9 protein-coding genes and 7 pseudogenes are annotated in these 26122 nt (G+C 58.6%); 7 read left to right on the top strand and 9 right to left on the bottom strand.

The window, feature by feature from the left end; all coding sequences use genetic code 11:
* Positions 1-42 precede the first annotated feature (42 nt).
* Positions 43-1173, top strand: a pseudogene (locus IVA74_RS09905) (IS3 family transposase).
* 171 nt (positions 1174-1344) lie between these two features.
* Positions 1345-1530, top strand: a pseudogene (locus IVA74_RS09910) (transposase); the annotation flags it as partial.
* Between the two features lie 278 nt (positions 1531-1808).
* On the opposite strand, the gene IVA74_RS09915 reads toward IVA74_RS09910, so the two are convergent.
* The 4 genes and pseudogenes from IVA74_RS09915 to IVA74_RS09930 form a co-directional block, all read right to left on the bottom strand.
* Positions 1809-3914: a Ulp1 family isopeptidase gene (locus tag IVA74_RS09915; RefSeq protein ID WP_247342281.1), complete on the bottom strand. Its 2106-nt coding sequence runs from the start codon at positions 3912-3914 to the stop codon at positions 1809-1811.
* Between the two features lie 93 nt (positions 3915-4007).
* Positions 4008-5318, bottom strand: a complete 1311-nt coding sequence (locus IVA74_RS09920) for a hypothetical protein (protein ID WP_247342284.1) — start codon at positions 5316-5318, stop codon at positions 4008-4010.
* Between the two features lie 632 nt (positions 5319-5950).
* Entirely contained in the window at positions 5951-6319 is a 369-nt protein-coding gene (locus tag IVA74_RS09925; RefSeq protein WP_247342304.1) for a hypothetical protein, read from the bottom strand.
* An 89-nt stretch (positions 6320-6408) separates the two neighbouring features.
* Positions 6409-6806, bottom strand: a pseudogene (locus IVA74_RS09930) (IS5 family transposase); the annotation flags it as partial.
* Between the two features lie 774 nt (positions 6807-7580).
* On the opposite strand from IVA74_RS09930, the gene IVA74_RS09935 reads away from it, so the two are divergent.
* Positions 7581-8225: an FMN-binding negative transcriptional regulator gene (locus IVA74_RS09935; protein ID WP_247342287.1), complete on the top strand. Its 645-nt coding sequence runs from the start codon at positions 7581-7583 to the stop codon at positions 8223-8225.
* A 742-nt stretch (positions 8226-8967) separates the two neighbouring features.
* Here IVA74_RS09935 and IVA74_RS09940 read toward each other — a convergent pair.
* Positions 8968-14535, bottom strand: coding sequence for a trifunctional serine/threonine-protein kinase/ATP-binding protein/sensor histidine kinase (locus IVA74_RS09940; protein ID WP_247342290.1), 5568 nt, complete (start codon positions 14533-14535; stop codon positions 8968-8970).
* Positions 14536-16724: 2189 nt separating this feature from the next.
* Between IVA74_RS09940 and IVA74_RS09945 the strand changes: the two genes are divergently transcribed.
* The 4 genes from IVA74_RS09945 to nolL all read left to right on the top strand — a co-directional run bounded on the left by IVA74_RS09945 (position 16725) and on the right by nolL (position 22494).
* A complete protein-coding gene (locus tag IVA74_RS09945; protein WP_051112989.1) occupies positions 16725-17354 on the top strand; it encodes a response regulator transcription factor in 630 nt (209 codons plus the stop codon).
* A 49-nt stretch (positions 17355-17403) separates the two neighbouring features.
* On the top strand, positions 17404-17832 hold the full coding sequence (locus IVA74_RS09950) for a response regulator (RefSeq protein ID WP_247342300.1): 429 nt from the start codon (positions 17404-17406) through the stop codon (positions 17830-17832).
* A gap of 1203 nt (positions 17833-19035) precedes the next feature.
* Positions 19036-20298 carry a diaminobutyrate--2-oxoglutarate transaminase gene (gene ectB, locus IVA74_RS09955; RefSeq protein ID WP_247342293.1) on the top strand — a complete coding sequence of 421 codons (1263 nt, stop codon included), beginning with the start codon at positions 19036-19038 and terminating at the stop codon, positions 20296-20298.
* A 1074-nt stretch (positions 20299-21372) separates the two neighbouring features.
* Complete coding sequence (nolL, locus tag IVA74_RS09960) at positions 21373-22494, top strand: nodulation factor fucose acetyltransferase NolL (protein WP_247342295.1); 1122 nt, start codon at positions 21373-21375, stop codon at positions 22492-22494.
* Positions 22495-22942: 448 nt separating this feature from the next.
* Here the strand turns inward: nolL and IVA74_RS09965 are convergent.
* The 4 pseudogenes from IVA74_RS09965 to IVA74_RS09980 all read right to left on the bottom strand — a co-directional run.
* Positions 22943-23549, bottom strand: a pseudogene (locus IVA74_RS09965) (3-methyl-2-oxobutanoate hydroxymethyltransferase); the annotation flags it as partial.
* Between the two features lie 428 nt (positions 23550-23977).
* Positions 23978-24208: pseudogene (locus tag IVA74_RS09970) on the bottom strand (adenosylmethionine--8-amino-7-oxononanoate aminotransferase BioA); the annotation flags it as partial.
* 129 nt (positions 24209-24337) lie between these two features.
* Positions 24338-25150, bottom strand: a pseudogene (gene istB / locus IVA74_RS09975) (IS21-like element helper ATPase IstB).
* A pseudogene (locus tag IVA74_RS09980) lies at positions 25147-26122 on the bottom strand (IS21 family transposase); the annotation flags it as partial. The pseudogenes istB and IVA74_RS09980, both read right to left, overlap by 4 nt.

Consider the following 26122-nt stretch of genomic DNA (forward strand, 5'->3'; position numbering starts at 1 on the left):
CCTGACAGCGGCGAGGATTCTTGCCGCGAATCAGGAGCGAAGATGACGAAGAAGAGCCGCCGGACGCATTCTCCGGCATTCAAGGCGAAGGTTGCTTTGGCTGCGGTCAAAGGCGACAAGACGCTGGCGGAGCTGGCGCAACTGGTTGATGTTCATCCGAACCAGATCACGATCTGGAAAAACCAGCTCCTGGAAGGCGCCGCCGGCGTGTTTGGGCATGACAAGGCATCGGCCGAGACGCCGGTCGATTTGAAGGCGTTACATGCCAAGATCAGCGAGCTGGCGTTGGAAAACGATTTTTTGTCCGGCGCGCTCACCAAGGCGGGCCTGCTGAGCGCAAAGCGATCATCGACCGCGGTCATGATCTTTCTATCGTGCGCCAGGCGAAGGTCCTGAAGCTGGCTCGCAGCACGGTCTACTATGAACCTCGGCCAGTTTCGGCCGAGGACCTTGCCTTGATGCGTCGGCTCGATGAGCTGCATCTCGATTATCCCTTCGCGGGAGCGCGTATGCTGCGATCGTTGCTGCGGCGGGAGGGCGTATACGCCGGTCGCCGCCACATCGCGACGCTGATGAAGCGCATGGGGATCGAGGCGGTCTATCGTCGCCCGAACACGAGCAAGCCGGCACCGGGTCACAAGATCTACCCGTACCTGTTGCGCGGATTGAAGATCGAGGGGCCCGACCAGGCGTGGGCAATGGACATCACCTACATTCCGATGCGGCGTGGCTTCGTCTATCTCGCGGCGGTGGTCGATGTGTTCAGCCGACGGGTCCTGGCCCATCGCGTCTCGATCACAATGGAGGCGGCCTTCTGCGTCGAAGCGGTCCAGGAGGCGTTGGCGAAGCACGGCAGGCCCGAGATTTTCAACACGGACCAGGGCAGCCAGGTTCACCCGCCTCGAGTTCACCGATGTGCTGCTGGACGCGAAGATCGCCATCAGCATGGACGGCAAGGGCGCCTGGCGCGACAACGTGTTTGTCGAGCGGCTCTGGCGCACGGTCAAATACGAAGAAGTTTATCTCCGCGCCTACGACAGCGTGTCCGAGGCGCGAGCGTCAATTGCCAAGTATCTGGCCTTCTACAATCAGGGAGGCCCTCACTCGAGCCTTGACGGGCGCACGCCCGACGAGGCTTACTTCGGCACGCAAGCTATGGTGATGGTCGCATGACCGTCGCCGACGATTTTGTCGTCGCTCTGGTCGGGCTACGCCCTCCCGACGCAACGACAAAATCGTAAGGCCCCGCGTTCAGCATAACCCGGCAGGAATCCACTTAAATCCCGCGGGGCGCTGTCCAAACAACCGGGGTCAGCTCTGTCCGCCGCGTCACCAAGACCATCCATCCGCCGCGAGATGAAGCGCCGCGCCGCGGTCGAGCCGGTGATCGGTCACCTCAAGGCCGAACACCGCATGAGCCGCAACCACCTCAAGGGCCGCGCCCGCGACCGAATCAACCCCGTCCTTGCCGCCGCCGGCTTCAACTTCCACCTTTTGCTGCGCTGGTTCGAACGGCTTTTGCGGCCCTGATGCAGAGGCTCCGGTGCATCATCCGCCAGCCGCACTACGCTTGAACCAGCGCGTTGCGGGAAACTTCACGGACGACATCCTACGCCGCATCAGCGCTTTACGCCACGCTCGCCAACCTCTCAGCACGCCGGCGAATAAGACGGGCTAGCTCCGGCTCCGCTCTCGTTGTGAGACACCATCATGCTCTGCGAACGCGCCGATTGCAGACCTTCAATCGGGGCGAAGTTGCACTTCAACCCCTTCAACCAGCTGCGCGCGCTATTCAGTTGAAGCCGACATCAGCCCCTTAGTCGGTTTTGCAATGCCTGCCGGTCGACGACGAGGTTGAGGAGGCTCAGATCTGCCTGCCGTCTTCCCGCGAGCCGTCTGACCAGCGCCCGGGTACCATCGACCACAAAGACACCGCAATCATAGCCGTTCGTCTGCTCGCGTATGAGGGCATCTCGCAAATCGGCTCCCACCCGCTCTGCGAGCGTTGCTGCAGGTCCGGCATTGTATGGCTTGAAGGAGTCGTAATGATAGGCAACCGGCCTGTCGCGATCGCGGCGATCTACCAGCAGCAACGACCAATGGGAGCCGCGGGCACGGAGGTCCGTAGCGCTCGCATCACTCACCGGCAAGAACAGGAAGTCGGCCGTATCGTTGCCATTCCGATCGTTGACAATGCGACGGAATGCGTCCTGGGCGTCGCCGTGCGTACCATGGCCCACCTGAAAGGCGATGAGAGGATCGACGAACCGGGTCCGGGCGGCGAGGTTTGGATTGCTTTGCCGCAACTCCTGCGACAGGAGCTCGTAGTCCCGCTGGATATGCTGGTCACCCAGCCATTCCCCGGCTCCGAGCACCCGTCCGCTGCGGTCGCTGGCAGAGGCACTCGCCCTCGAAGCGCCGATCCGGGCATCAGGAACCGAGGATGGGCCAGGGTGATGGATCAGCTGGGCGTCGCGGCGTCCTCGCGGCCCCAATGCGATGGAGTAGGTCTCACCGTTGATAGAGACCGGCTGGGGAGCCATTCGCGAACTCGGCAACAGCATTCTATTGTCCAGTACATCGAGCAGGAAGTCCGGCACCGCCTGTGAGCCATGCTGCCAATCCTCGCCGACGAGATATCCGATATCCTCGAGCTCTTGCGGCGTGCCTGATGAACCGATGAAGAACGGCGGTCTGCCGGCAGGGCTGAGCACCGGCCTTGACTGGGCGTCGTCACGCATTTCCTGCGGTGTGGACGGCAGATCAGTGAAAGAAGCCAAACCGTGGTAGATGTCTGAGAACCGAGCTGGCGCGCCCTCCGGAGTTGGCCACTCGAAGTCGGACGGCACCCGTGGAGACCAGGTAAAGCTCGACCCGGCCAGGTCCTGCCAACCGCCCGGTCCAACCGGGCCTTGCGGCGCCGGCCACTCACTTGGATCAAAGTCGGACGGCACCCGTGGAGACCAGGTGAAGCTCGACCCGGCCGGGTCCTGCCAACCGCCCGGTCCAACCGGGCCTTGCGGCGCCGGCCACTCACTTGGATCAAAGTCGGACGGCACGCGCGGGGACCAGGTCGAGCTCGACCTAGCCGGTTCCTGCAAGCCGGCCTGCCCATGCTGAGGGAAGCTCACACCCAGCGCTCGGTTAGCCTCAACGAGTTGCAGATACTGCCTGAGCTTCTTGAGACCCACGCCATCAACTCTCCCTGTGGCTTCCCTGAAAGCCCGGAGGTCTGCGTCCAGCGAGCGCTGCTGCTCACTATTGCCGTTGATTCGACTCGCGATGCTCTCCCTACCCTCTGTGCGGAGCCAATCACTGAACTTGCGTTGGGTCGAAGCAGTATTACGAATTATTTTTCTTCTCTGTTCGGAAGCTGGGTCGAGGTTTCTCAGCTCTTCCTTGGCCAGGCTCTCGATCAGGCTGGCGTCATCGTCATAAGCACGAAGTCGTTGTTGGGGCTGTTGTTGGGGCTCGAGACCCAGGTATTGTCGAAAGAGATCGAGTGGGGCGAACCGCTTTGTGGCTTTGTAGAACGCCGAATAATCTGCTCTCAATGACGACTGCTGCTCAGCATTGCCGTCGATACGGTCCTTGATGCTCGGCCTGCCCTCTCTTCGAAGCCAATCACTAAAAAAGCGTAGGCTGGACGCCTTCGTCGAAGCTTCGGCTTTCTCCTTGCTAGCCGCGTCGGATCCAAGCTTGGATAGAGCGTCCGTCAGAAAGTCATCGATGATGTAGACGTCCTCCGGATGAGCCGCCAATGTTTCGCGCCCCATCAGGCGGGGCCCGGCCCCGGCAGCTTGGAGCCCTTCACCAGCTCCGGTCCTGCGGAGATGAGACAATGCCGTACTGAGGCGATCACGATGATCGCCGCCAGCTTCGACGTACTGGTCGATGTCGTCGGCGAGCGACATTGGATCGTTGAACGCCGAGCCAGGGGATCCTTGTTCTGCGCTCGGAGCCAACGAGCAAACGCGTTGAGCGCCATCATATTGTTCTTGATCGTATCACGGGGGACCGTTCCAGTCCCGCGGCCTCTGGTACCATCGGGAGCAACTCTGTAGCTTTTGACGTTTTCCACGAACTGGCGGATCATCCGCTTGTCCTGGGGGTGCATCTCGTCCTGGGGGGGGCATCGGTTGCGCTCGCGTACCCACCCAGGCTGGGGCGGATATGGGATTTCCAGCCTGGAAATTCTGGAGTGCATCCAAGGCTGGCCCCACATGGTTCCTGCTATTGGCGCTCGCCACCTTCTTAAATTCATCTTTATAGGCTGTCAGCAGCTCAGTATTGCCAAGCAGGTCGTTCAGAGTGACGCCTTGGGGTTGGAGGAATTCGCTGAACATTCGAAGAGCCCTCACATAATTATCGATAGTCTTCGCGTTACGGTTCGCGCTGCCCAATGCCGTCTTGAACTCTTCAATCAGCCGCTCGTCCTGCGGGTGCAACGGTTGCGCTCGCCTACCCCCCAGGCTGCGGCGGATATGTCCAGCCTGGAAATTCTGGAGCGCGTCCAAGGCTGACCCCACACGGTTCCTGTTATTGGCGCTCGCCACCTTCCTAAATTCATCTTTACAGGCTGTCAGCAGCTCAGCATTGCCAAGCAGGTCGTTCAGAGTGACGCCTTTGGGTTGGAGGAATTCGCTGAACATTCGAAGAGTCCTCACATAATTATCGATAGTCTTCGCGTTGCGGTTCGCGCTGAATGCCGTCTTGAACTCTTCAATCAGCTCCAGGTCTGCCTCGGACGGACGACTGCGCTTTGCAAAGTCCATGCGAAGCTCCGAGTAGACGACATCAAACGCTGGGCCGCCGGACCACTTCTCACGGTGGCTTCCTCCAAAGACTTTGCTTAATCCTGATTTGACCCGAGAGAACAGTCCACGGGGCTTGTTGTCCTTCGTCCGCGCCGTAGGTTGTTCCTCCGAGGGCGCTGCGTAACGCATGCTGCTGAATGGCCCCTCCCGCAAGTCAGAGCGGTAATTATTTGCAGCCGAGCCAAGATGAGCGTGCGGAACATCGACGCTGTGACGCGCGCTGCTGAACGAATTGTTCCGCAGATTGGACCTGGGCGGCATTCGCATCGAACCCCCAACGTCCGTACGCTGGATGTTTTCATGCGACTGTGGGGCTGGAGTGTCGGGGGAACTACCCCCCGAACTCTCCTCAGGAGAGCGGAGTTGCAGCTCGTCCAATTGCTGCTCGAAGCCAGCTTGATCCGCAGGCTCCACGTCGGTCTCTTGCCGCGCACGCTGCAGCTCCTGCTGCTCGGCGTGCCAGCGCATCCAATAGTTCGGATCGTTATAGATCGGTTCCACACCACTCTCCTACTAGATGAGACGACTCTTCAAAGCCGCCTGGCAGCGACACCGGCGCGAAAAGCTAGACGTCAAGATCGCCAATTGAACAACAAGGGACCGTTATCGCGCGCGCTCCGAGCTCGTGCATTGCCGCAGAAGAGCGCCCCGGATTCCTGGGCAACAGCGAGCTATCGCCAAACCTTAAACCAACGAAACCAAATACTCGCACGGTCCAAAAGCCATGGTGCCGCCTCCCCCTTCCAGGCAAGAAGGGCATGCGGCCACACCGCGATCGAAACTGGGCCGCCCCATTTCTGTTGGAAGGCGTCCGGGGTTTGAGAAGTTTCCTTGCAAACTCTCTTCGTCTTCAGTTCAATGTCCTCACATTAGCTACAACCAGCCGGCCGTGCCTGCACAATCAATACTCCAACGCACCTGCGCTCTTAGGACATTGAAGCCTCTCCTTCCGATCATGAAGCTTCACCGCATGTATGATTCGGACTGTACAACCTGACGCTACGTAGACTTCAACCCCGATCGCAGAGCCGGCTCCGGAAATGAGCTATCGCCAAATTTTGGTGACGGACGGGCCGGTCATGCGGCGGCGGTTTTGGGCTGACGGTCGGTCGGCTTGGCGATGCAGCACCTCCTCAGGGCTGAGAATGAAGGCCAGTGTCTTTGGCGCCTTTGGCGCACTGAATGATCTGGTCGAAATCCCAATCGAGGCCGAGCGTGGCGCGGTAGAGAAATCGAAGCGCCGCGACGGTCACTTGCACCGAGCGTGGCGCCAGCTTCTTCTCGTTCGTCAAATAGACCTGGTAGGCGTGCCAATCGGTCGGCAAGTCGTCGTCGGCGATCTCGTGTTCGTCTGCCCGCCGCCTGGGCCGGTTTCCGTCTTCGGCCTCGAGCGCGGACCCTTTCGGAAGGGATCGTGCGCCGGCGGCGCCGCGCCGCTCATCAAGACTGTCGGTGCGGCCCCGGGTGCACACATCGAGATCGGCGCCGCCGTCGCGATCCATGGCGTGCTGCTGCCCCGATCCCGCCTCAGCCGTCGACGCTCAGGGACGACCGCTTTCGCCTTGGCCGGGTAATCGTCGTTCCGCCTGGCATCGCTCAGCGCATGGAGTTTTGTCGTGCGGCCGCCTCGCGAGCGGCCGATTGCTTGATTGTGCTCCCCCCTTTTCCGCCGGAGGCACACCGGTGAGCTTTAATCGAGGACGAGTCGAGCGAAAGCGCGACGGCATCTTTGCCGGGCTTGGCCAGCGCTTCAAAGATCGCGCACCATCGTCCGCGCTTTGCCCAACGATTGAAGCGATTGTAGATCGTCGTGTAAGGCCCGTATTCAGGGGGACAATCGCGCCACCGCGCACCCGATTGCAGCATCTGAATGAAGCCGCTGATAATGCGCTGATCGTCGTCCCGATCCGGTCCGGTCAGTCCCGTCGGTAGGTGAGGTTCTATCAGCGCCCACTGCTTATCATTCAACCAAAACAGGCCGCCACGCATCGCTCGTTCCCGAATCAAAATATGCGGAAGAGAATCACGTGGCGCAAATTAGGTACAGACCCTAGGCTAGGAGGATGGGCCGTCGCTCTTGACGTGCTGGACCGGCGGGAGGCGCTTGAGCTCTTCGCCATTTTCGACCAGCACCAGAACGCGTGGTGCATTCGCATCCCGCGGGAAACAGATAGGCGGCGCGGCTGGGATCCTCGTCATCCTGGATTGCACGTCGGATGTTAGGCCCCTGTCTGCGATATAGGTGGGCCAGATTGGGCCTGTATGTCGCGTGCCAGACACATCGCACAGACGGACGCCTCTTATCGACTTCTTGACCGGCGATCATCACGCCGCCGGAATGGCCAAGATTTCCTTGCTTTTGATACGTCCGTCCAGTGCCGGCGCGGATCTAGCACAACCAGTCACCGCCAACCTGCGACTCGCGGCGCGGCGAGCTGATGCGGCAAGGGCTCAGCCGCAACTCTGGCGTCCCACTCATAGCTCTAAGGTGAAGCTGCTCATGTGCTGCAGTCATCGGCACGAAGAGCCGAATTCGTCTGCAGGCGGTCCGTGGAAGGCAACGGCTGGCCAGCGTGCAAACGCACCCTCCGATCTGCACCTGCACCTTTGACTCATCATAGGCTTACTGGCCCAGGGGCCTAGAGCGCGGAGGAATGAAAATACCCACCAAAACTGATCGTTTCTGTGATCCGACACGAGGCGTACCCTAGTCCGAATCATGAGTCGCCCGGCTTTCCGTCGGGCTGCCGGGGAGCTTCGTCGATGTACACGCCGCGCTCCTTCCAAGTTGTCGATATCACCGACGTTCATCGGACGATGCGCGAGGCACGCACGGCGACACTGATCACCGCTACTCACGAAGGGCTTGTTGGAACGATGCTGCCCGTAGTACTCGACGAGCGCGAAGGCTCCATGGGCACGATTTACGCCCACGTGGCGCGTGCGAATCCGCAGTGGAAGCTGACACCGGCTGGCGAGGCGATGGCCATTTTCGCTGGGCCGGAGGCCTATGTCAGCCCCTCCTGGTACGTGACCAAGCACGAGAGAGGCGAGGCCGTACCGACGTGGAACTATGTCGCTGTGCATGCCTACGGGCCGATCGAATTCTTCGATGATGCCGATCGGCTGCGAAAGGTGGTCACGCGGCTGACCGATGTGCATGAGCGCTCGGGCAAAGACCGCTGGGCGGTGTCTGACGCCCCTGCCGATTTCATCAAAACGGAGCTGAAGGGGATTGTCGGCCTGCGATTGCAAATTACACGGTTGGATGGCACGCGGAAGATGAGCCAGAACCGCAACGCGGCGGATCGCGCCGGCGTCATCGAGGGGTTATCAAAGAGCGACCGTGACGAAGACCGTCGTGTGGCTCACCTCATTGCGATGACGAACCCGAACGACGTATTGTGAACGACGCGGTACCACCTGCATTTCTCCATATCCTCGACTGCTCTCCTTCTGCACAGCGATGCGCCGGCAGCGGACGGTTCCTGCTCGCGGCAGGTGCTTTTCACAGAGCAGAGAAAACCATACAGGACGCCATCGCTTGCGCGTCAGCTATTGCAACCGCCAACAGCGGCGCGCGGCCCCGAGGCCAACTCCGGAGAAGAAGAGCGGTACCTCGGTTGCAATCCGAGGTGCGCTTCGGGGCGCATGACAGAATGCTCTGCATTGAGATCGGATTCAAGTGGGCTGCCCCGGCTCCACGGTTATCAAAGCAAGCGGTTTCGAAACCAGTTTAGTACGGAATGTTGCCATGGGCCGAACTGATCACCCACACTGAAGATCTGCACTGCCACAGGCGACGGTTGCATGCATTAAGTTAAATCATGTCGCCCTCCCGACTCAAACAAAAGATGCTTTGGAGGGCGATTGCCGTCATTCTCTCGAACACTGCGTGTGCAGCTTTCGTCTTATTCCGCTTGACGCCCTGCAAGCCTCTGAGACTTGCAGGAAGCCCTCAAAGCGTCTTGAATCCGACGTTAGGGTCAGATTGCAGATCTTCTGACAATTCGCGACAATCTGCGCACGCTCCAACACTCCCCGATGGGCAGTAAGAAACGCGAATGTCTCAAATCCTCGAGGTCTCGCCGTTGCTTCTGTCACGATGATCGGGGCTCCCGGAGCGCCCTGCTCGATGTCGAATTCGAGCCTAAGACGTTGAAGAGACCTGTTCCGACCGATCCACGCCCTCCGGCGCAACCGGCATGCTGAACTGAAAGACGGCCCCGCGAGGATCATTGGCGCCCGCCCACATCCGGCCTCCGTGCGCCTCAATAATAGAATGGCAAATGGCCAGCCCCATGCCCATGCCTTCGGACTTGGTGGTGTAAAACGCATCGAACACGCGGTCAGCGCAGTTCGGATCGAGTCCTGGACCCGTATCCCGAAAAGTGACCACTACGTTATTCGAGTCATCTGTCCGCGCACTGATCAGTAACTCGCGATCACTTTCGTTGATCTCGCTCATGGCCTCGATGGCGTTCGTGATCAAATTGAGAATCACCTGCCGCACCTGGACGCGATCTGCCCGGACGAGCGGCAACGCCTCAGTCCGTCGCGTTTGCACCCATACATCATTTTTCGCAAGTTCCGCGCGAACTAGGCCCAGCACCTCTAAAATCAATTCGTCAATTGCGAGAAGCTCCGTTTGCATAGGAGCCTTATTCATAAGAGCGCGGATCCGGCGGATCACGTTCCCCGCTCGCATACTGTCACGGACAATCAACCCGAAGGTCTGCCGAACTTCTTCCAGATTTGGCGGTTGAGCACCGAGCCAATTTAGCCCCGCCCCCGCATTACTCCTGATCGCGGCAATCGGCTGGTTGACTTCATGGGCGATTGAGGCGGCCAGCTGTCCCATTGTCGTGATCCGATTGGCGTGTGCCAGCCCCATCAGAGTCTCGCGATACCGTCGTTCGCTTTCACGGGCTTCCGCTTCCGCTCTCTTTCGCTCTGTCAGGTCGAGGACGAAGCCAACACCTTGGTCGTCTCGCGCATCGAATACGGCGAGGCCAACTAGCACCGGCACGCGGCTGCCATCCTTGCGGACATACTCTTTCTCGAACTGCTGAACCGCTCCGGTCCTTTTTGCTTCTGTTCCCGCATTCAGTGTACGCTCGTGCCATTCTGGCGGTGTCAGGTCGAGACCGTTCACTCGCCCCGCGACGAGATCCTCTCGGTCGTATCCAACCATCGTGAGAAAGCTTTGATTTGCTTCGATGATCTCGCCTCCTTCGCGAATGATAAATATTCCAATGATGTTAGCGTCAAGTAAGCGCCGGATTTTCGACTCCCGTTGCTGAACTTCGCTGTACAACCGGCTGTTTTCCAGCGCTGTTGCAGCTTGGGAGGCAAGCATTTTAAGTACCGAGTTGCGGGCAGCCGAGAATATGCGCGCGGCGAGATTATTCTCCAGATAAAGTACGCCGATCAGCTTGCCCTGCGTGATCAGTGGCAGGCAAAGAATAGAACGCGCTTTGCGCTCGCGGATATACGGATCTTCCGCAAATGAAGGCTCGGCGACAGCATCTTCGAGAATGACGTTTTCGCGGACACGCAGGACGAAATGCAGCACGGACTCGGGAAGGGCCATCGGCGTTACGGGCTGTTCATTCACCTTTACAAGCAGCGCATCCGCTACCGTTGTGGCTTCCGCCTCGATCCGTGGCTCGCCTCCATGTAGCAGAATCAACAAACCTCGTTCGGCGCCGGCCTGCTCAATGGCAGTCTGCATAAGCGTGTCGATTAGCTTTTGAAGAACGATCTCGCCGGAAATCGCCTGCGACACTTTTGTCACCGTCGCGAGGTCAAGATGCTCAACCGGAGCTCCGATCCGCAGGCCATTCACGGCAGGAGCGGTCTCCTCATGGCTGAGATGGGGATTCAGCTCGTCGAGCTGACGCACTTTGCCATCCGCCCCCCAACGAAGGTAGCCGCGCCGGGCGTCCTGCAGGTAAACCCGGGATATTCTGTCAAAACCACGCGCAGCATAAAAGCGCGCTGCAAGCTCGCAAGCGATTGCCTCGTGGTGGGCGAAACCGTTACGTGCTGCGGTCTGGATTGCGTGTTCATACAGTCGCATTGCGTGTGCATCCCGGTATTCGAGCCTTGCAATTTCAGCGCCGACCAAGGTAGCCCGATTCTCAAAATTTTCGGGGCAATTCGTCGCCCATATCTGCAGCTGTCTGTAATGGGCATCAATGATAAGCCAATGTTGCTGTTGTTCGCTTTCGCCTAGCTTGTCGCAGTAACATGAGTGAGACAGCGCACCAAAGAAGTGAAACTCCGCGATCAAGGGCTCTGTCGGCAGAGTCCATAATTTGGGCTCCGCCTTGGAGCGAGCATCAACAGCCGCAGCATAATCGCCGGCTAGAAATCGCGCCTGAAGTTTGCGGATCCAGTAGACGGTTTCACTAGGTGACAGCTCCAGACTCCGAGCCAACGATCGCTCGACCTCTAGCTCGTCAAACTGTTGGTCATCCAAGCAACCGAATGAGCGCGTGAGGCCGCGCATGCTTCTAATGATTGCGAGCTGAGCGGCTACGGTATCAGCAGCAAACTGAACCTTTCTATCCCGTATCGTAGCAAAGCTTTTCTCTATCTCGTTCTGCACCTCTTTCAGGGGATCTCCGGCCATCATCATATTTGAGGTTAGATGAAGCAAGCTGTACGCCTCATAGATGACATCGCCGCTGCTGACCGCAGCTGCGAGCGCTCGCCGAATCAAAACTCGGCCACCTCTTAGGGGCTTCGTCCACGGGATCACGTTGCACCCGAAGGCCAAATAGACGGGAGCCCGAAAGCGGGAGAACTCACCGCGATCAACCAGGTCGCAAGCAAGACGACCAAATTTGTCAGCTGCTTGGTAGTCGCCGAAGCGCCCGGCCAAGATTCGGCCCAGCCATGCGTAATGGGCGCAAGAAGCATCAGTGTTGCCGTATCCGAGGCTGATGGTGACAGCTCTGCAGATGACCAGAGCGGATAAATTGGCGTCCGTGAAACCTGCGGGCGGAAGAATGCGCGTCAAGACGGCAAGCGTGGCAAGCATGGTCTGATCTGTCATTGCAGGCAACCTAGAAAGATCCTCGATTGCTTCGGGCAGCTGTGACCACATCCGCTGATATTCGGTTAATGTTTCCTGGTCCGTCGGATGCTGCGACCACTCGATCCCGACGTCGTGAAGATATTCGAGCCCTGTGAGCACTGCCCGCCCGTGCTGGCCGAGCGCCAAGTAAAGATCGACCCGCAAGCATGCGACCGTTGCTCGCTGGGGCGCGTTCAAGGCGCGCTTCGACAGTACCGACAGGAGGCTCTCTGCAATGTCCAGCTGGCCTACCAAGAATTCGCATTCAGCCCGGCTTGTCTCCAGTGCAAACGCGAGTTCGTGGCGCCTTCCCCAAGAGTGCTCCGCGAGCAGCGCAGCACCGACGGTGAAATATGTGAGTGCCGAGGCGTAGGCAGCCGACGCCCTGGCACGCTGCCCTGCGACGAAATTCAGCTCTGCGAGCTGCTCACGCTCATGACCGGAGGCAATTAGCGCGACGCCTCGATTGAGTTGGCTGACGATGTCGAAGATAGCCTCTTCGCGTTTGTGCGCAGGAACGTGTGCCGCCAGCAACCGACCGATCCGCAGATGGGCAGGAGCGCGCGAGGATTCCGGCACCAGGAAGTAGGCCGCCTCTTGAACGCGATCATGGAGGAAGCGGTAGGCTGTTCCGTGGCGCGCGATGAGTTCCTGCCGGATCGCCGGCCACAGGGTCGCATGCACCTTCTCCTGCGAAATTTCGAGCACGATCGCAAGCTCCGCCGTCCCGGCGATGTTGCCGAAACAGGCCAGCTGTTGCAGCGCGTCCTGCGTTGCCTCAGGCAGGCGGATGAGCTTGCCGAGCATCAGATCCACGACATTCTTGGTGTACGCTTTTGCGTGAATACGCTCGAGATCCCACCGCCAGCGCGCCGACTCGTGATCGAACGTCAATAGCTGCTCTTCGGCCAGTTCAGAAAGGAATTGAATGGCGAAGAACGGATTACCCATCGTCTTCTGATGCACCAACTTTGCAAGCGGGGCAGCGCGTTTTAGTCCGCAGCGAAGGGTATCCGCGACTAACTGCGCGACATCGTCTGCAGCGAGCGGCGAGAGCGCGATCTCCTCGAAATTTACGTCGGCTCTCCTGAAGGAGTCGAGCTTGCGTTTGAGTGGATGGCCTGCATCAAGTTCGTTGCTGCGGTAAGCTCCAATCAGCAGCAGGTGCAGATCCGACTGCGTCAGGAGATCCTCGATCAAGTCGAGCGTTGCGGCATCATGCCACTGCAAATCGTCGAGGAAGAGCACCAAAGGATGGGTTCGCCGCGCGAACACGCCAATGAAGCGGCGAAGCACCAGCTGGAAACGCATTTGCGCTTGCCGGGCTGGAAGCTCAGCAACTGCGGGCTGCTCGCCAATGATCAGGCTCAGATCGGGGATCAATTCGACCATCAGTCGTCCATTCGTGCCGAGCGCCTCCAGGAGCGCTTGCCGCCAGGTGGCGAGTTCGCCCTCACTTTTGCTGAGAAGAGGACGGACAAGACTCTGAAACGTCTGCACTAGCGTCACATAAGGAACGTCGCGCTTCAGTTGGTCGAATTTGCCTGATACCAACTGCCCGCGCGAGGGCACCAGTGCTTTGTGTAGCTCCTGGACGAGCGAAGACTTACCGACACCGGAATAACCGGCGACGAGCACCAACTTCGGCGCGCCGCTCTTCACCGCGCGATCGAAAGAGGCAAGCAAAACCTCGATCTGAAGGGCTCTGCCATAGAGCTTCTCGGGGATGAGCAGCCGATCAGGTGTGTCGTCTGTGCCGAGCTCAAACGGGTCGATGCGACCGTGGTTGGCCCATGCTGCGAGACAGTGTTGCAGATCGTGCTCAAGGCCAGCGGCAGTCTGGTAGCGTTCCTCGGCGGTTTTCGCGAGGAGTTTCATCACAATCTGAGATATCGGCTCCGGGAGGTTTTGCGACTTCTCGACGGGCGGTGTTGCTTTTCTTGCAATATGACAATGGATCCACTCCGAGGGATCTGAGCCCGTGAACGGCAGCGCGCCGGTCAGCAGCTGGTAGAATGTCACGCCAAGTGAATAGAGATCACTGCGACAATCGACCGAGCGATTCATTCGTCCGGTCTGTTCGGGCGCCATGTAGGGCAGCGAGCCGGCGATGAACTCGGCAGGCTCAGGCGGCACGCGCTCGCGGGAAAGACGGGAAGCCAGACCAAACCCAGTGAGTCGCACCTGTTCGTCAGGACAATTGACCAGAATGTGAGCGGGTTTCAGCTCCTTGTGGACCAAGCCGTGCCGGTGAAGCCTGCCCACGGCCCTCGCGATACCAACAGCGAGGCGCAGGAAGCGCTTCGGCTCCATACGGATCCCGAGTAAATTTAGCAGTGGCTCGCCGCATGGATCCTCCAGGACCAGCATAGTCCGACCGGCTTCCCGGATGAGTTCCAACGGCCGCACCGCCCATCCCTCGTCTAGCTCCTCCCTCAGCTCGTACTCATGGGCGAGGCGGTCGAGCGTCGCTGGGTGTTCCGCGATGGGCCGCACGACAAGCACGACAGCCCTGCTGCCGTGGATTTGCCGGTGCCACCCACGGCAGAACGCGCGATCACCATCCTCCCACAGGAGCTGGATGTCACTGTCGATGCTTGAGCCGAACAGAGTTCGGCTGAGGTCCCGCGGCATTTGCCCGCCCGATCAATAAGGACTGAGCAGGAAGCTGACACATATCGGGCGAGCTTGTGAAGAGACTTCGCAAAGGGGCCGGATTACCGATTAAGGCCGCCAAAGAGTTGACGGCGGCACGCCGAGATGCGACTTACACACCGAATACGTGGCCCAAGCGTGTCGATCCAGCCCAATCCTGCGCGCCGGCTGAGCCTGCACAGAATCGGCGGCGGCGCTCTCGCTAGCGCAGTGTGTCGGCGAAGGATTGTATTCGATGGAGTGGGCTCGTGGCCCGTTACCCGACCATGGCGCACTGCCCGACGTGCAGCAGGGCCCGGATCGCTGCTTCCGTTCTAAGACCCGAGGAGAAGCAAGATGCTCGCTCGAGTCGCTGAACATAAACGCCGCAAGGGCGCTCAGGCTAGAAATCCCGGCGACACGAGCGGTGCTGTTTTCGAAATCGACGTTCACTCCTGGCTCCATTGTTGGAATGCGCAATGCAGTCATCGACTCTGAACCACAGCATGAAGGGCAGATCTGAAAGCCAAGTGTGAGCGAAACCGCGCCCATAACTATTCTCTTCATTCCTCCAATGATGGAGCAACTGACCCGCGACAAAGGCACCCCTGATGCTCACCGAGCGCCCGTATAGGCCCTCGCTGATCGGAATGCCGCTCGCTGCCGTTCGCCGCAGGGCAATTGCCGGCCGTGCGAAGCCGATGACCGAGAGAGTTCTCGCTGCTTGAACCGCTGTTCAAGCAAGGCGTAGGCTACCCCAAAACCGGTGAAGAGAATTGCAATTAGAATAAAGTACAGAAGAGAATTGCAATTAGAATAAAGTACAGCGGAACGCCTTCTTTGCCGATTCGATAGATCTGCGCCGGCAGCGTACAACCTGACGCTACGAATGACCAAGCCCCCCTTCCTGGCCGGCACGAAGTAGCGGGGAGTCACGACCTGCTCTGCCTTGCTGAGCGAGCCTCAGCTTTGCCACGCTGGTTGCTTCATTGGAGGCAGCATCACCACGGATGTACTGGCGATGTGGGGCGAACCCGACGCACTTTCTTGTCGACGGAGTGCGTCGGCTCCCCTTTAATGCTTCTGCCTGGCCCTGGGCCCTTAGCGGATCGATGAGCTACTGGCAGGTCTAACAACACCTTCAGGTTGACCGCTCGGGGCGCGTTTTGTCCTTCCTATGTAGGTCAAGAGCGAACCTTCAAGGTGCCGGGCACGGACCTCTGATGCCCGCAAATTCTGGTGGAAGAATGATTCTTTCGCTGGAGCAGCGGTTGTTTGGCTGGTGCAGGAGAGCAAATGCAACTGCCTTTTGGCGAACCGGTCCGCAGCTGGACACCGAATGGAGTGTGTCCCGCCTCTCCTTCAGATTACGCCGCCTCATGTTGGGGTGCGAGGCTCGTGAAGGAAGCAACGCCACGAACGCACGTGAGCGCCCCTGCAGCAGCTCGAATTCGAGCATCTTTCCTACAAACATGACGGAAAGGACTTGAATCGCACCTTGCGTCAGGTTGTACGAAATCGGTGCAAGGTGCTTTCCTCACACAGAGCAACTCACAGGCGCTCCGACGACGGAAAAGAAGAGTTCATGTTGCTGATGCCGCTGCTACTCGCTCTGATGTCTATTTTCCTTAGCATGGGTGCGATAGTCTACTCCGCTTGCCGATCTCAACGCCGGCGGGATCGGCGCATGCACAGGCACAATCGGGCCGATTCGCTCAGCTCGCGCCCCCGCGTGCAACTACCAAGGCGACGGGCATTCTGATCCTTCAGCCGCATAATGAGCCGTCCGCTGCAGTCCCACTCGCGAAGGCCAGGCGACACGCGCCGCCGCTAAAGCGAGCGCCTCAAGTTCTGGATTCGGTGCTGCTCGATCGGCTGCTGATCGTTTGACGGCCGCTTGGGAGCCAATCCAACGCGACGGCGGACAGACTCCAAAGGCAGTTCTCGACCAGTCGAGCGGTTTTTGCTACACTTTCCTGCCTGCGTCACGCTGGCGCGAATGGCTGGCCGGTCACATACCTTGAAAATTTCAAAGATTTGCACTGCGCGGAAGTCCTCAAAAGCCCTATCCGCTCGATCGAAGGTCGTAGTGAGGCAATAAGTCTACTGTAAATCGTACAAGTGAGGCTCTTATCGTGACCAAGCGCTCTGAACCCCGGAAGGAAGCCCCAAATGTCGTCGGGCCTGAGGTGAGGCCGAGCGTCTTCGTCGTCGACGATGACCTCTCAATGCGCGAATCGCTGGTCAACCTATTTCGTTCGATCGGTCTAGATGTCGTTGCTTACGGATCCGCCCGGGAAATGCTCCAGAGCGAGCTCCCTGATGTTCCTAGCTGCCTTGTGCTTGACATCAGGCTGCCTGGATTGAGCGGCCTTGAGCTCCAGAATGAGTTAGCCAAACAGAAGATTCACATTCCCATCATTTTCATCACCGCTCATGGCGATATTCCGATGACCGTCAAAGCCATGAAGAGTGGAGCAATCGATTTTCTCAGCAAGCCGTTTCGCGATCAGGAACTACTCGATGGCGTAGTCGCAGCTATCGAACAGGATCGGAAGAGACGAGGTGTAGACAAGGTGGTCAGCAGGCTCCAGTCCTTGTTTGAGGCCCTAAGTCCACGAGAGCAGGATGTGTTGAAACTGGTCGCCGCCGGGCTATTGAACAAACAGGTAGCCGCGGAACTCGGGCTCGCCGAGATTACAGTCAAAATCTATCGCGGCCACGTGATGAAGAAGATGGGAGCTCGATCGCTAGCCGATTTGATCAGGATGGCTGAGAGGCTGGGAATTGGGACTGAGCGTTTCACGGTACAAACCTAAGTATGATTTTACAATTTCGTCGTACACGCGCACCCTTCTGCTGGCCGTCATGCGTCGGCCAGCGCCTTCGCCCAACCAAGAACAGGTCGTCTTGTCTAGGTATTCAACTGTTTCCGTTATTGACGACGATCCTGCGATTCGTGCCGCACTGAACAATCTTTTGAAATCGCAGGGCCACATCGTTCATACGTTTGCATCGGCTGAAGGATTCTTGCGGTCGTCTCAATTGAACCACACGTCCTGTGTCATTGCAGACGTGCAGATGCCCATGATGAGCGGCTTTGAACTTTTGGAAAAGATGCGAGCCCAGGGCCACGCTGCACCGTTCATCTTGATGACTGCCTTCGCAGATGATCGCACGCGAGCTCGCGCGTTGAGCGCGGGCGTAGCCGGTTTTTTTGCCAAGCCGTTTGCTGACCTGGAGTTGAGCGCCTGCCTCGATGCAGCGCTTCGCGAGCAGGGTGGAACGAACGCGTGAAAGATGGGGAAGCAGTCTGGACCAAGCGCACTCGCGCGGCGCTTACGATGTCGATCAATGCGCGACTGCCCGTGCTTACCGCGTGCCAGTGGACCATCGCCTTTCTTGCCGCATTCCTGTCATTGTTGTTGCACTTTCGGCATCTGGTTGAAGCACTTGCAACGTCGGGCTCCTGACAAGGCGCCTTTGGTATGATCGTGCAATCAGAGGAGGCGAGGGCCTCATCGGTTTAACGAGCGCCCTACCTTCACTCCTAAGATCCTTGCTGAGCTTAGCGCGAAGTGCCACGGCAGCGGCTTGCCGGCAGGACGTCGTTAGAACAAAGAATTCACCTGAAACTTGTGCCACCGCTCCAGACAAATCTGGCACCGAGATTGCGGGAGCAGGACGGGACGATCGCGTCCAAAATCCCGCAGTCTGTCGAGGCGATCGCTTCGGAATTCACAGGAAACCCAAAGGCCGCATTTTCGATGTTGAGCTTTCGAAGGATCGAGCGGTGTACGCCAAACTCGCCAATTTGCGTTCGCTCCCAGCAACCCTTTGGCGGGCCGAAGCACCCGAACCTACGCAATCGGGTTGCAGGGCAACACAAATGCCACTGGTCGAAGCAATTTCAAGCCACGCCTTTGCTGCCGAACGCATCCACGCCACCACTCTCCGCGCCGATCCCGGCCAAACGCAAGGCCCAAAGCGGCGGCTCTGGACGAGCGATAAGCCCGCGCACCGGGCCAGATCCGCGGCGGCCCTGTCCCTTCTACTCGCCGGGACCCTGAGCGTGAGCATCCAACACACGCCTCCGGCTGGCGGGCTCCGCGGTCGCCGGGAGCGCATCGGCCCTCTGGTCGCGATGAACTTTCTCGGCCCACATACTTCGCCGCTTCCAAGCTAACCGCGCTGTATGCGCAAATTCTTCGATCGCGCGCGACTAAGCAAACCTGCCCGCGAAAGACGACTTAGCCTGGGCCCTCGCTGGATGGGACGAAACTACTAGACATAGTAGCTTTGTTCCGCCTGGTTCCTCGGGTAAGCCGTTGGAGCTGATTTTCAGACGCCCTACGCAGAGCCCAAAGGACGCCGAGAGGCGCCGGAACCGTGCGCTCATGATCCGCCAATCCTGTACAATGTTGGCCGCGCGCTTGTTCGTCGGGCAGATTTTCTTGTCGAGGAGACGACGACATGGTTGGAGGACACGAGCCGCACAGAATGAAGACAGTCGAAATGCTAGAGTCTAACGTGCGCTCGTACTCACGTTCCTTTCCTGCTGTGTTCAGCAGGGCGCGCGGCTCGATTATGTTCGCAGAGGATGGCCGAAAGGTCATTGACTTTCTGTCCGGCGCTGGAGCGCTAAATTATGGCCACAACAATCAGGAGATCAAAGCGGCAATCAGCGAGTATCTGGACTCGGACGGCGTCGTCCACGGCTTGGACATGGCCACCCCAGCTAAGGTCGAATTTATGGAGGCCTTTAGCTCTGTCATCCTTCGTGAACGGAATCTTTCCTACCGCTTTCAATTTACAGGGCCTACGGGAGCTAACGCTGTTGAAGCAGCTCTAAAGCTCTCGCGTAAGATCACAAGACGACACAACGTCATTTCTTTCACGAATGGATATCACGGTCAAAGCTTGGGAGCCATAGCCGCGAGCGGTAACCGCTTTTACCGCAAAGGCAGCAGCATTCCCTTATCCGGCACAACGTTCATGCCCTATGATGGGTATCTTGGCTCCGCTCACAGTGCGGCGGATTACGTGCGAAAGGTATTAATGGACGAGAGCAGTGGCACTGATCTTCCAGCCGCCATTCTCGTCGAAACCGTGCAAGGTGAGGGAGGCATTAACGTCGCCGGTAAGGAATGGTTGCAGTCAATTGAGGCTTTGGCAAAAGAGGTCGGAGCTATTTTCATAGTTGACGATATCCAAATGGGCTGTGGCCGTACAGGCGAGTTCTTCAGTTTCGAGTTCGCCGCGTTGTCGCCAGATATTGTTGTAATGTCGAAATCGCTGAGTGGGTACGGTTTGCCACTATCGATGCTCCTGATCAAAGAAGCGATTGACGCATGGGAACCAGGTGAGCACACGGGGACGTTTCGAGGAAACAACCTTGCACTCGTTTCTGGCAAAGCGGCTTTGAATCTGTATTGGCGCAACCAGACGTTCTCGCAACAGGTTCGACGCTTGGGCGCATTTATGCGGCGTCGACTCGATGCTATCGCGCACCAGCACGGAAACGGGTTTGCTGTTCGTGGACGGGGCATGGTATGCGGATTCGATTGCAAAACGACCGAAATCGCAGAGGCGACGTCACATAGAGCGTTTGAGAAGGGATTGATTGTCGAGCGATGCGGACCGACCGATCAGGTTCTAAAGTTCTTGCCTGCACTTACGATCGAGCAAGAAACGTTGGGACAAGGCCTAGACATATTCGAGGAGTCATTGACCGAAACGTTGAATTCAGCCCGAGCAAGCTAAACTTGTAGGCACACGAGAGAAACTGTTGCTAGCGACCGCATCGCCGCAAGTCACTGGCGTGAGTCCTTGCTTGCCGCCGAAATGGTTCAGGAGTTTTGAGGCCATGATCATGAACGTAAAGTCTGAAGGCCAACGCTATCTGTAATCCGCCAAGTCGGCTGTTGCGCGGAGAACGCCTGCTGCTCTCCTCGGTCCACAACACGTGAGTGCGAGCAGCACCTTTGACCATAGAGCCTCGCAGTCGCGAGCGACTCTGGTCGAGCTGCCTTATCTAAGTTTCCAATCTGAGGTTTGCCGAAGGTGAGCTCGTGGTGCGGAATGGAGTCCAATGGTGTAGTGTGGCTTCTTGGTGGCCACTGCCCAGCCGCACGAGTACTTTGTTAGGACCGTGTATTGTGCAGCAGCGATCCAGGCTGAGCCGTTTACAGCGTAGGTGCAGCAGCAATCACTCGGGCCGCCGGCTTTGCGACGAAATCCGTCAACGAACGCGCGGTGGCGATGTCCCGGGTTCTGTTGAATTTCTGAAGAGGTCGGCGTTGTCCACCTTGAGCCGGTAGGCTCGGGGTGCTGATTCCGCAAAGGACAGCAACGCGATGACGAGAGATATCACACCGGCTGATTGGCTGGCGACCGGGCCTTTGGACGAACCATTTGCGGAAGTGCGAGTGCCGAGTTCAGCTATCAGAAGCCCCTATTTGGCGTGAGCGCCTCGGCGGTAAGCGAAGGTGACGGACCAAAGGTGAACTATGCTGGGCCAACCGAAGAAGCCCGACGCACCTGCCGGGTCTGAGATGCGTCGGGCTGAGTGGGAGACTGAGCGCGACAGTCTCCCCCCAGAACCGCGCCTGCAAGTAGTATGCCGTGCCCGTAGTCCTACACCAACAGTTCAAATTAGATATCTGCTCTGCCACAAAGTTCCGCGAGGCATTCAGCGACGGCCAGCTCCATCTTCAAGGCCTAACAGCTGAGCTTATTCCCGTTCCAAAAACTCCCGCCATGACCTTTCGTTTGGATCGCAAATGAGGCAGAAGAAGCGGACAACGGGCCGCCGGCTCATCAACAACAGATATCTAGATGTTTGAAACATTGCTACGCGTGACTGGAACGATCGCCCCGAGCTCGCGCACGGCAGAGGCACACGATCGAGATCTAAGCTTAGATTTTGCGAAGGGTGCGCTCATTGTTCTGGTGATCGTTGGGCACCTGATTCAGTATGTCATCTACCAAGACGACGGGTTTTGGTATTCGCCGTACTACAAGTCGATCTATATGTTTCACATGCCACTCTTTATGGCGATAAGCGGATATCTTTCTTCTCGATCGCTGCTGCAAAAGTCGTTCACTCGAGCCGCCAGCGACCGTGCGAAGCAGCTCTTGCTGCCGATGCTGTTTTGGTGGACGTTCATGGAGACAGCTAAGCTGGCGGCATTGTGGCACGCGACCAGCCTAACGAGCGGACTTTTGGCATTTGTAGACGATTTCGCTGGCACATACTGGTTCATCTGGGCGACGTTTGTTTCCTATCTTCTCCTCAAAATTTCTATCAAGCTCAGCCACCAATCGTGGGTCATATCTGGTTTAGCCATACTGGTCGCACTCGCGCCTCTGACATTGTCCATATCACCCCTGATCAGATTCACTTACCCGTTCTTCTGCTTCGGCTTCTTGCTTGCTCAATCGAGAAAACGATGGACGAGTACATCGCGACATCACAAGCCGCTCCTGATTTTATTTCTCTCGATAGTGACTTGCGTATGCTTTCTAGCTTGGGGCAAGGACACCTATGTCTACAATAATCTTGGGGTAATTCACGATTTTCGGTCGGCTAAAAACGTGCTTCTGATGTTTGTTGGCTCTGCAGCCGCCTCAGCAATCGCTATCGAACTCCTGCTGCAATGCTGGAGCGTTCGCCGTTCAAATCGAATGGCCCGCTTTATCGCGGTGGAGTTGGGCCAGACCACGCTGCTGCTCTATCTGGTCCAGGGTACCGTGTTCCGTCTCATGGATTTCGTACAGTTCGGAGAACTTTGGAATCTCACGACCCGGTTGATCATCGCGGGTATGCTCGGGGCCGCGATTATTGTGATCGCGCTAACGGTGCGCTCGATTGTTCGCGGCGTTCCATATCTGTCACAGCTCGTCCTTGGAATGCCGCCACGCTCAGGTCTTCCGCAAGCCAAACCTGCAATGAACTAGCTGTATGCATTTGATATTTGAGTACGGCAGGGCATTGCGATAGCATCGACTTGTGACGCCGCGGGAATAGCGTTCGACCCAGGTCCGGCGGCGACGGCGTGCCGCCGGTCGAGCATAGCAACCCATCGGAGCGTGTATTGCTCGGGTTTGCATGGCACCGGGGAACTCAGCCCATTGCGTCCCTTCAAATAAGATCGACTGTCGTGAGACTTAGCTTCGCTGCCCTAGTCGTCTAGCCGCCGGGTTTCGACCCAGATCTGGCGATCGAACCTAATCCAATCACACTCGGCCAGATGTTTCTTCGAGTGCCGTACTGAACCCGAGACGTCCCAGTCGTTCGACTCTCCGTCTCGTCCCACAGCTGCCCGAAGTAAAAGGCCCTCGGCAACGCACAAGCCGTTCTTGTTCGATGAGGTGGCGATGCGCTTGCTCACCGCGAGCCTGTTGTGCTCAGAGATTCGGTCGCTCGCGCGGCGAGCGCGGCCAGGATGCCTTCGAGGACAAGAGCAAAGCATCCGGGCTGCTGTAGCTGGTGCGCATCGTGAGCAGACGTAGGGCATCGTCCGCGTTCCGACCTTGTACCTTGAAGCCGCCCATCGCCTTGACGCTTTGTGGCGCGAGACCAAGACGACCCATCACGGGAATTTCGCAATTCCCCAAGGCTCGCATCTCGACACGCTTACCCCCTCCCTCAACCTTGACGGTGTCTGCGCCACGCTGCAGGACGCCTCCAGAGTTGCGTATTGCGTCGTCGGGACTGAGATGAAAGCTGAGAAACGGCATGTCAGCTACAGGCTGGGCGCCGGGCCTTTTCGCGCGACCACGTCCAGGTGGTGATTTACATCGCCATGCTGACCGGTAAAGTGGTCATCAAACCCAAGGCATACGTTGCCGACGCTATGGCCGACAAGAATGACGTCGACGACAGGATCGGCGATACGAGTCGTTACCGCATCATAAGCCGTGGTCATGACGATGGCGCGCCTTTCCTACTTGCATCGTTGCAGAACTGGAATCGTGACGCGTTCAACCGACAGCTGCGAAATGTGGCTCATGTCGATCTGATCCGACCTCGCCTGTCTCTGGAAATGGCCTTCCCCTTGGAAGAGCGAAGGTATCTGTCAATAGGGAGGCCGAAAAGGAGCGTCACTGAAGTCGGAAGCACAAAGTTTCCAATGATTGGGCACCAGCGCTCGCACGGCTGCCGCAAACTCCCGAATGCGGATGACGTGTCCAGCATCTTCGCGTCCGTAGACGCTTGATAAGACCTGCCGTCCAGGCAATCTCTTGTAATCGAAATAACGGCGGAACTTCCACACAGATGAACACGCAACCAATCACAACGACGCCATCGGACTGAAGCCGAACGCGCGATGACACTGTGGACCGGCCTCGTCCATTTCGTAGGTCTATGGCAAGGCTCTCTCAAGTCGTTCGGGAAGCTCAGCTCAGGATCCTTGATCTTGCGCTGCCGCGCGCATCTTCAGGCAAGCGCATCGGCAGCGTCACAGATCCCTGCATATATTTCGTCCAGGTCACCTGCTGTTACACAATATGGCGGCATCACATAAATCGTATTACCGCGTGGGCGCAGCAAGAGATTACGGTCTTTAAAGAAGGCGTGAAGCCTCGGGCCGACGCCTGCGAGATAGCCGGTATCTCTCGTCTTCAGATCCAGTGCTGTAATGGTGCCGTTATGGCGAACGTTTTCAAAGTATAGCGCGACAATCTGGATGGGAAGCGCGCGACAATCAGGATGGGGAGTCGGTGTCGCGGCGAGGTGATGATTGCCGCGATGATTGTCGCGCGCAAGAGTTTTGTTCGCTCTGATTGTCGCGGAGCGTCAATCAGCGAGTGTTTTTGGTGTCGCGTGCGAGGATGGTCGCCCTGGACCACGCTTCCGCTCGAGCGCGGTGCGCCTGCGATAGCTTTCGACGTTCATCTCGATGATGGTGGCGTGGTGAACGAGGCGATCGATGGCGGCGAGCGTCATAGCAGGATCCGGGAAGACCCTGTTCCACTCTCCAAAGGGCTGATTGGCGGTGATCAGCATGGAACGCCGCTCGTAGCGAGCGCTGATGAGCTCGAACAGCACGCTGGTCTCGGCCTAGTCCTTGGTGACGTAGGCAAGATCATCGCAGATCAGGAGGTCGAAGCGATCGAGGCGGTTAATGGCGGCCTCGAGATTGAGCTCGCGCCGCGCTACCTGGAGCTTCTGGACGAGATCGGTGGTGCGGGTGAAGAGGACGCGCCATCCGTTCTCGATAAGGGCCAGGCCGATGGCTGCCGCCAAGTGACTCTTGCCGCCGCCGGGCGGCCCGAACAGCAGCAGATTGGCGCCCTTGCCGAGCCAACCATCGCCGGCGGCGAGCGCGGTCACCTGCGCCTTGGAGATCATCGGCACAGCCTCAAAGTCGAAGTTGTCGAAGGTCTTTCCAGCGGGCAGCCGCGCCTCGACGAGATGGCGCTCGACCCGGCGGCGGCCGCGTTCGGCGATCTCGTGCTCGGCAATGGTGGCGAGGAAGCGGGCCGCCGGCCAGCCTTCCTTGTCGGACTGCTCGGCAAATTGCGGCCACAGCACCTTGATGGCGGGCAGCCGCAACTCGTTGAGCAACAGATTGAGTCGCGCGGCGTCGACTGTGTTGGCCGTGCTCATGCGGCACCTCCGATCTCGCCGGCACCGATGAGGCACTCATAGCTGGCGAGCGGGGCGAGCTGCACCACGACCTGCGGCACGCAGGCCGGATCGGGCGCGAAGTAAGCGCACAGCCGTCCGAGGTCGGGCAGTTGGCCAGCGTTAAGGTCAGCCGCGAGCTGATCGGCGAGTTCGGCCTCGCAGCCGCGCTCGTGCGCCAGAGCAAGCAGATCGACCATGATCCGGCAGGCTTTCCTGTCCGGCAGCCGTTCGCGCAAGCAATCGAAGGTTCGGCGATAGGCATCGCGGGAACAGCCGATCACGGTAGACGAGATTGAGCAGCGCCATTGGCTTGCGCCGCAAGGAATGGATCACGTGCCGATAATCGACGACCTGGTCGTGCTTGCCGTTGGGATGCGGCCGCCCACGAGGCAGGGTGACGAGATGGGTGCCGCCGACGAACACGTCGAGACGATCGTCGTAAAGGCGCACCCGCAGTTGGTGCCCGATCAAACGCGACGGCACGGTGTAGAACACCTTGCGCAAGGTGAAGCCGCCGCTTGACGTCACGCGGACAATCACCTCCTCGTAGTCCGAGGTGCGGCGATCTGGCAACGCCTGCAGGGTGGCGCGCTCGTGGTCGATCCGCTTGGAGTTGCGGGCATTACGGCGGCTGACGATCTCGTCGATGAAGCCGCGATAGGCGGCGAGATCATGCCGCGCAACAGCAGCGCATCGGCGATCGTTCGCTTGAGATGGGCATGGAGCTTTCGATCGCCCCGTTCTCGTGGGCGATGCCGCGATTGTTGCGGGAAGGCCGCATGCCGTAGTGAGCGCAGAGGTCCTCGTACCGCTTGGTCAGATCGTCCCTTGCATTGCGATCGAGATTGCAGGAGGCGGCCGACAGGCTGTCGGTCCGATGCTCCCGCGGTGCCCCACCGAGCGACCACAGGGCATTCTGCAGCCCTTCGGCCAATGCGACGAAGCTCTCGC

Source organism: Bradyrhizobium sp. 132, from assembly GCF_023074185.1.
Lineage (GTDB): Bacteria > Pseudomonadota > Alphaproteobacteria > Rhizobiales > Xanthobacteraceae > Bradyrhizobium.